The following is a 5540-nucleotide window of genomic DNA, read 5'->3' as shown; positions in this document are numbered from 1 at the left end:
CTGAGGGCGCTGCGAAAGGGTCTGTAAATGCAACAAACCCCCCGAACGAGGTTCGGGGGGTTTGCTATAAAGAAGTCCGGCGGCGTCCTAGTCTCCCACGAGGTCCCCCTCGCAGTACCATCGGCGCAGAGAGGCTTAACTTCCGGGTTCGGGATGGGACCGGGTGTTTCCCTCTCGCTATGGCCACCGTAACACTATGGGAAATAGCGTTCGGATACACCTTGCTCAAGTCATTTTTGAGTTGTGTGTTCCCGACCGTATCTCGGGAACCTCACAGTGGACGCGTAGCATCTTTGTAGAAAGACAAGCCCTCGGCCTATTAGTATCGGTCAGCTCCGCACATTGCTGTGCTTCCACATCCGACCTATCACCTCGTGGTCTACAAGGGGCCTTACCAGATTATTCTGTGGGAGTCCTCATCTTGAAGTGTGCTTCCCGCTTAGATGCTTTCAGCGGTTATCACGTCCCAACGTAGCCAACCAGCCGTGCTTTTGGTAAACAACTGGCACACCAGAGGTTAGTCCGACCCGGTCCTCTCGTACTAAGGTCAGCTCTTCTCAAGACTCCTACGCGCGCAGCGGATAGGGACCGAACTGTCTCACGACGTTCTAAACCCAGCTCGCGTGCCGCTTTAATGGGCGAACAGCCCAACCCTTGGGACCGACTCCAGCCCCAGGATGCGACGAGCCGACATCGAGGTGCCAAACCATGCCGTCGCTATGGACGCTCGGGCAAGATCAGCCTGTTATCCCCGGGGTACCTTTTATCCGTTGAGTCCTGGCGCTTCCATGTGCCACCAGAAGATCACTAGTCCCGACTTTCGTCCCTGCTCGAGATGTCTCTCTCGCAGTCAAGCTCCCTTGTGCACTTACACTCGAAACCTGATTGCCAACCAGGCTGAGGGAACCTTTGGGCGCCTCCGTTACCTTTTGGGAGGCGACCGCCCCAGTCAAACTACCCATCAGGCACTGTCCCTGATCCAGATAATGGACCTAGGTTAGATAACCAGAGTGACCAGAGTGGTATTTCAACGATGACTCCACCTGAACTGGCGTCCAAGCTTCAAAGTCTCCCACCTATCCTACACAAGTCACACCGATCACCAATACCAAACTATAGTAAAGGTCCCGGGGTCTTTCCGTCCTGCTGCGCGTAACGAGCATCTTTACTCGTAATGCAATTTCGCCGAGTTCGTGGTGGAGACAGCGCCCAAGTCGTTACTCCATTCGTGCAGGTCGGAACTTACCCGACAAGGAATTTCGCTACCTTAGGATGGTTATAGTTACCACCGCCGTTTACTGGGGCTTAAGTTCTAAGCTTCGCCGTGAGGCTAACCCTTCCCCTTAACCTTCCAGCACCGGGCAGGAGTCAGTGCGTATACATCGTCTTACGACTTAGCACGCACCTATGTTTTTAGTAAACAGTCGCTTGGGCCTGGTCTCTGCGACCCTCAACGCTTTCGAAGTAAATTCTAATACGCATCAGGTCCCCCTTATTCCGAAGTTACGGGGGTATTTTGCCGAGTTCCTTCACCACGATTCTCTCGATCGCCTTAGTATTCTCTACCTATCCACCTGTGTCGGTTTGGGGTACGGGCGGCTAATATCTCGCTCACGAAGCTTTTCTAGGCAGCATAGGATCACTCTTACGACAACCAAAGTTGCCGACACATCATGTCTCAGGCGCATGAGACGCGGATTTGCCTACGTCTCGCCCTACACACTTGACCCGGTATATCCAAAACCGGGAAGAGCTACCTTCCTGCGTCCCTCCGCAGCTTGCCTACTATGAACTTGGGTCACAGACTCAGTGAAGATCCGTCCGAAGACATCACCACACCTCGCGTGCTTAGCATCATTCAGTTCGGCAGGGGCGATATTTCGCCGGTACGGGAATATCAACCCGTTGTCCATCGACTACGCCTGTCGGCCTCGCCTTAGGTCCCGACTTACCCAGGGCAGATTAGCTTGACCCTGGAACCCTTGGATATTCGGCGGACGGGTTTCTCACCCGTCTTTCGCTACTCATGCCTGCATTCTCACTCGTGTGCTCTCCACAGCTGGGTCACCCCGCCGCTTCACTGCGCACACGACGCTCCCCTACCCATCCACACAACCTTACGGTTTAAACGTGTGAATGCCATAGCTTCGGCGGATAACTTGAGCCCCGCTAAATTGTCGGCGCAGAATCACTTGACCAGTGAGCTATTACGCACTCTTTCAAGGGTGGCTGCTTCCAAGCCAACCTCCTGGTTGTCTCCGCAACTCCACATCCTTTTCCACTTAGTTATCGCTTAGGGGCCTTAGCTGATGATCTGGGCTGTTTCCCTCTCGACTATGAAGCTTATCCCCCACAGTCTCACTGCCGCACTCTCACTTACCGGCATTCGGAGTTTGACTGATTTCGGTAAGCTTGTGGGCCCCCTAGACCATTCAGTGCTCTACCTCCGGTAAGAAACATGCGACGCTGCACCTAAATGCATTTCGGGGAGAACCAGCTATCACGAAGTTTGATTGGCCTTTCACCCCTATCCACAGCTCATCTCCTCGGTTTTCAACCCAAGTGAGTTCGGTCCTCCACGACGTCTTACCGTCGCTTCAACCTGGCCATGGATAGATCACTTCGCTTCGGGTCTAGAGCACGCGACTAAAAACGCCCTATTAGGACTTGCTTTCGCTACGGCTTCCCCACACGGGTTAACCTCGCCACGTACCACTAACTCGCAGGCTCATTCTTCAAAAGGCACGCCGTCACCCCGAAAGGCTCCGACGGATTGTATGCGATCGGTTTCAGGTACTATTTCACTCCCCTCCCGGGGTACTTTTCACCTTTCCCTCACGGTACTTGTCCGCTATCGGTCACCAAGGAGTATTTAGGCTTAGCGGATGGTCCCGCCAGATTCATGCGGAATTTCAGGGGTTCCGCATTACTTGGGGTGACGCTCCAGAGTGATCAACTTACGCCTACAGGAGTCTTACCTTCTCTGCTGTGCCATTCACAGACACTTCAACTTCACTGATCATTTTTTACTCTGTGGCTGCTCGACAGCGCAACCAGAACGGCCCCACAACACCCCGCATGCAACGCCTGTCAGCTATCACACACACGAGGTTTGGCCTCTTCCGCGTTCGCTCGCCACTACTAACGGAATCACTATTGTTTTCTCTTCCTGTGGGTACTGAGATGTTTCACTTCCCCACGTTCCCTCCAACTGCCCTATATATTCAGGCAGAGGTTGCCGGACATGACTCCGGTATTTCAAGGTTTCCCTATTCGGAAATCCACGGATCAAAGCTCGTTTACCAGCTCCCCATGGCTTATCGCAGGTTACAACGTCCTTCATCGGCTCTTGGTGCCAAGGCATCCACCGATCGCACTTAGTAGCTTGTCAAAAAATCTACAAAGATGCTCGCGTCCACTGTGAAGTTCTCAAAATACGGGCGAGCCCAGGACAACAACCACCTCGAAAGGCGACTGCCACCATGGTCCGCTAGAAGGCGTTGCACAAACAACCGACCCTTCAGGACCCAACAGCGTGCTTAGCTCGACACCCACCATCCCCCGACTTTCCACTCCCAGACCACAAGGACCCAGGCTGTACTGACGAGAAACGACTTCCTCCGAACTTCAAAAGTCAATGTTCCACATTCCGGTGCCGGCCGCGCTGGAAACATCTGTCCCAGAACACGACCATGAGCACCACAGTCAAAAACTGTGCTGCTACAGGCTCCTTAGAAAGGAGGTGATCCAGCCGCACCTTCCGGTACGGCTACCTTGTTACGACTTAGTCCTAATTACCGGTCCCACCTTCGACGGCTCCCTCCCACAAGGGGTTAGGCCACCGGCTTCGGGTGTTACCGACTTTCATGACTTGACGGGCGGTGTGTACAAGCCCCGGGAACGTATTCACCGCAGCGTTGCTGATCTGCGATTACTAGCGACTCCGACTTCATGGGGTCGAGTTGCAGACCCCAATCCGAACTGAGACCGGCTTTTTGAGATTCGCTCACCCTTGCAGGTTCGCAGCTCTTTGTACCGGCCATTGTAGCATGCGTGAAGCCCTGGACATAAGGGGCATGATGACTTGACGTCATCCCCACCTTCCTCCGAGTTGACCCCGGCGGTCTCCTATGAGTCCCCGGCATTACCCGCTGGCAACATAGGACGAGGGTTGCGCTCGTTGCGGGACTTAACCCAACATCTCACGACACGAGCTGACGACAGCCATGCACCACCTGTAAACCGACCATAAAGGGGCACCTATCTCTAGATGTTTCCGGCATATGTCAAACCCAGGTAAGGTTCTTCGCGTTGCATCGAATTAATCCGCATGCTCCGCCGCTTGTGCGGGGCCCCGTCAATTCCTTTGAGTTTTAGCCTTGCGGCCGTACTCCCCAGGCGGGGTACTTAATGCGTTAGCTGCGGCACGGAGTTCGTGGAATGAACCCCACACCTAGTACCCACCGTTTACGGCGTGGACTACCAGGGTATCTAAGCCTGTTTGCTCCCCACGCTTTCGCTTCTCAGCGTCAGGAAAGGTCCAGAGAACCGCCTTCGCCACTGGTGTTCCTCCTGATATCTACGCATTCCACCGCTTCACCAGGAATTCCATTCTCCCCTACCTTCCTCAAGTCTGCCCGTATCGGAAGCAGGCTCAGGGTTAAGCCCTGAGTTTTCACTACCGACGCAACAAACCGCCTACAAGCTCTTTACGCCCAATAAATCCGGACAACGCTCGCACCCTACGTATCACCGCGGCTGCTGGCACGTAGTTAGCCGGTGCTTCTTCTGCAGGTACCGTCACTCTCGCTTCGTCCCTGCTGAAAGCGGTTTACAACCCGAAGGCCGTCATCCCGCACGCGGCGTTGCTGCATCAGACTTGCGTCCATTGTGCAATATTCCCCACTGCTGCCTCCCGTAGGAGTTTGGGCCGTATCTCAGTCCCAATGTGGCCGGTCACCCTCTCAGGCCGGCTACCCGTCGAAGCCTTGGTGAGCCACTACCTCACCAACAAGCTGATAGGCCGCGAGTCCATCCTTGACCGCCGGAGCTTTCAAACCAACACGATGCCGTGAAGGCTGGTATCCGGTATTAGCACCTGTTTCCAGGAGTTATCCCAAAGTCAAGGGCAGGTTACTCACGTGTTACTCACCCGTTCGCCACTCGTGTACCCCCGAAAGGGCCTTACCGTTCGACTTGCATGTGTTAAGCACGCCGCCAGCGTTCGTCCTGAGCCAGGATCAAACTCTCCGTTGAAAATTATCAGTACAGACACCCCAAAAGGCACCTGCTCAACTGTCAACTAGTTTGATACCGACAAAATCCAAAAAACTGGACTTTAATCAATATTAATTCAAAGGAATCCATCCCCAACCAAAGCTGGGAGACGGGTTCGCACGACAAGACTCCGAAAAGCCTTGCCAGTGCATGTATTTGGCATTGACTTAAAGCACACTGTTGAGTTCTCAAGTTTCGGGTGCGACCCACGCTTCAACCACACCATTTTCCGTGCGATTCCCGCTTGGGGCAACTCGATCAAC

The 5540-nt window shown here is 54.1% G+C and carries 3 rRNA genes; all 3 read right to left on the bottom strand.

Features of this window, described 5'->3' with window-relative positions:
• Positions 1 to 74: 74 nt before the first annotated feature.
• The 3 genes from rrf to C3E87_RS14430 all read right to left on the bottom strand — a co-directional run bounded on the left by rrf (position 75) and on the right by C3E87_RS14430 (position 5256).
• Positions 75 to 191: ribosomal RNA gene (gene rrf, locus C3E87_RS14440) — 5S ribosomal RNA — on the bottom strand.
• Positions 192 to 299: 108 nt separating this feature from the next.
• Positions 300 to 3391, bottom strand: a 23S ribosomal RNA gene (locus tag C3E87_RS14435).
• A 344-nt stretch (positions 3392 to 3735) separates the two neighbouring features.
• A 16S ribosomal RNA gene (locus C3E87_RS14430) occupies positions 3736 to 5256 on the bottom strand.
• The 16S, 23S and 5S rRNA genes sit together here, the layout of an rRNA operon.
• Positions 5257 to 5540: the final 284 nt, after the last annotated feature.

Source organism: Tessaracoccus sp. ZS01 (genome assembly GCF_022342445.1).
Lineage (GTDB): Bacteria > Actinomycetota > Actinomycetes > Propionibacteriales > Propionibacteriaceae > Arachnia.
The sequence above is the reverse complement of the archived record's forward strand: the minus strand, read 5'-3'. Positions and strand labels throughout refer to the sequence as shown.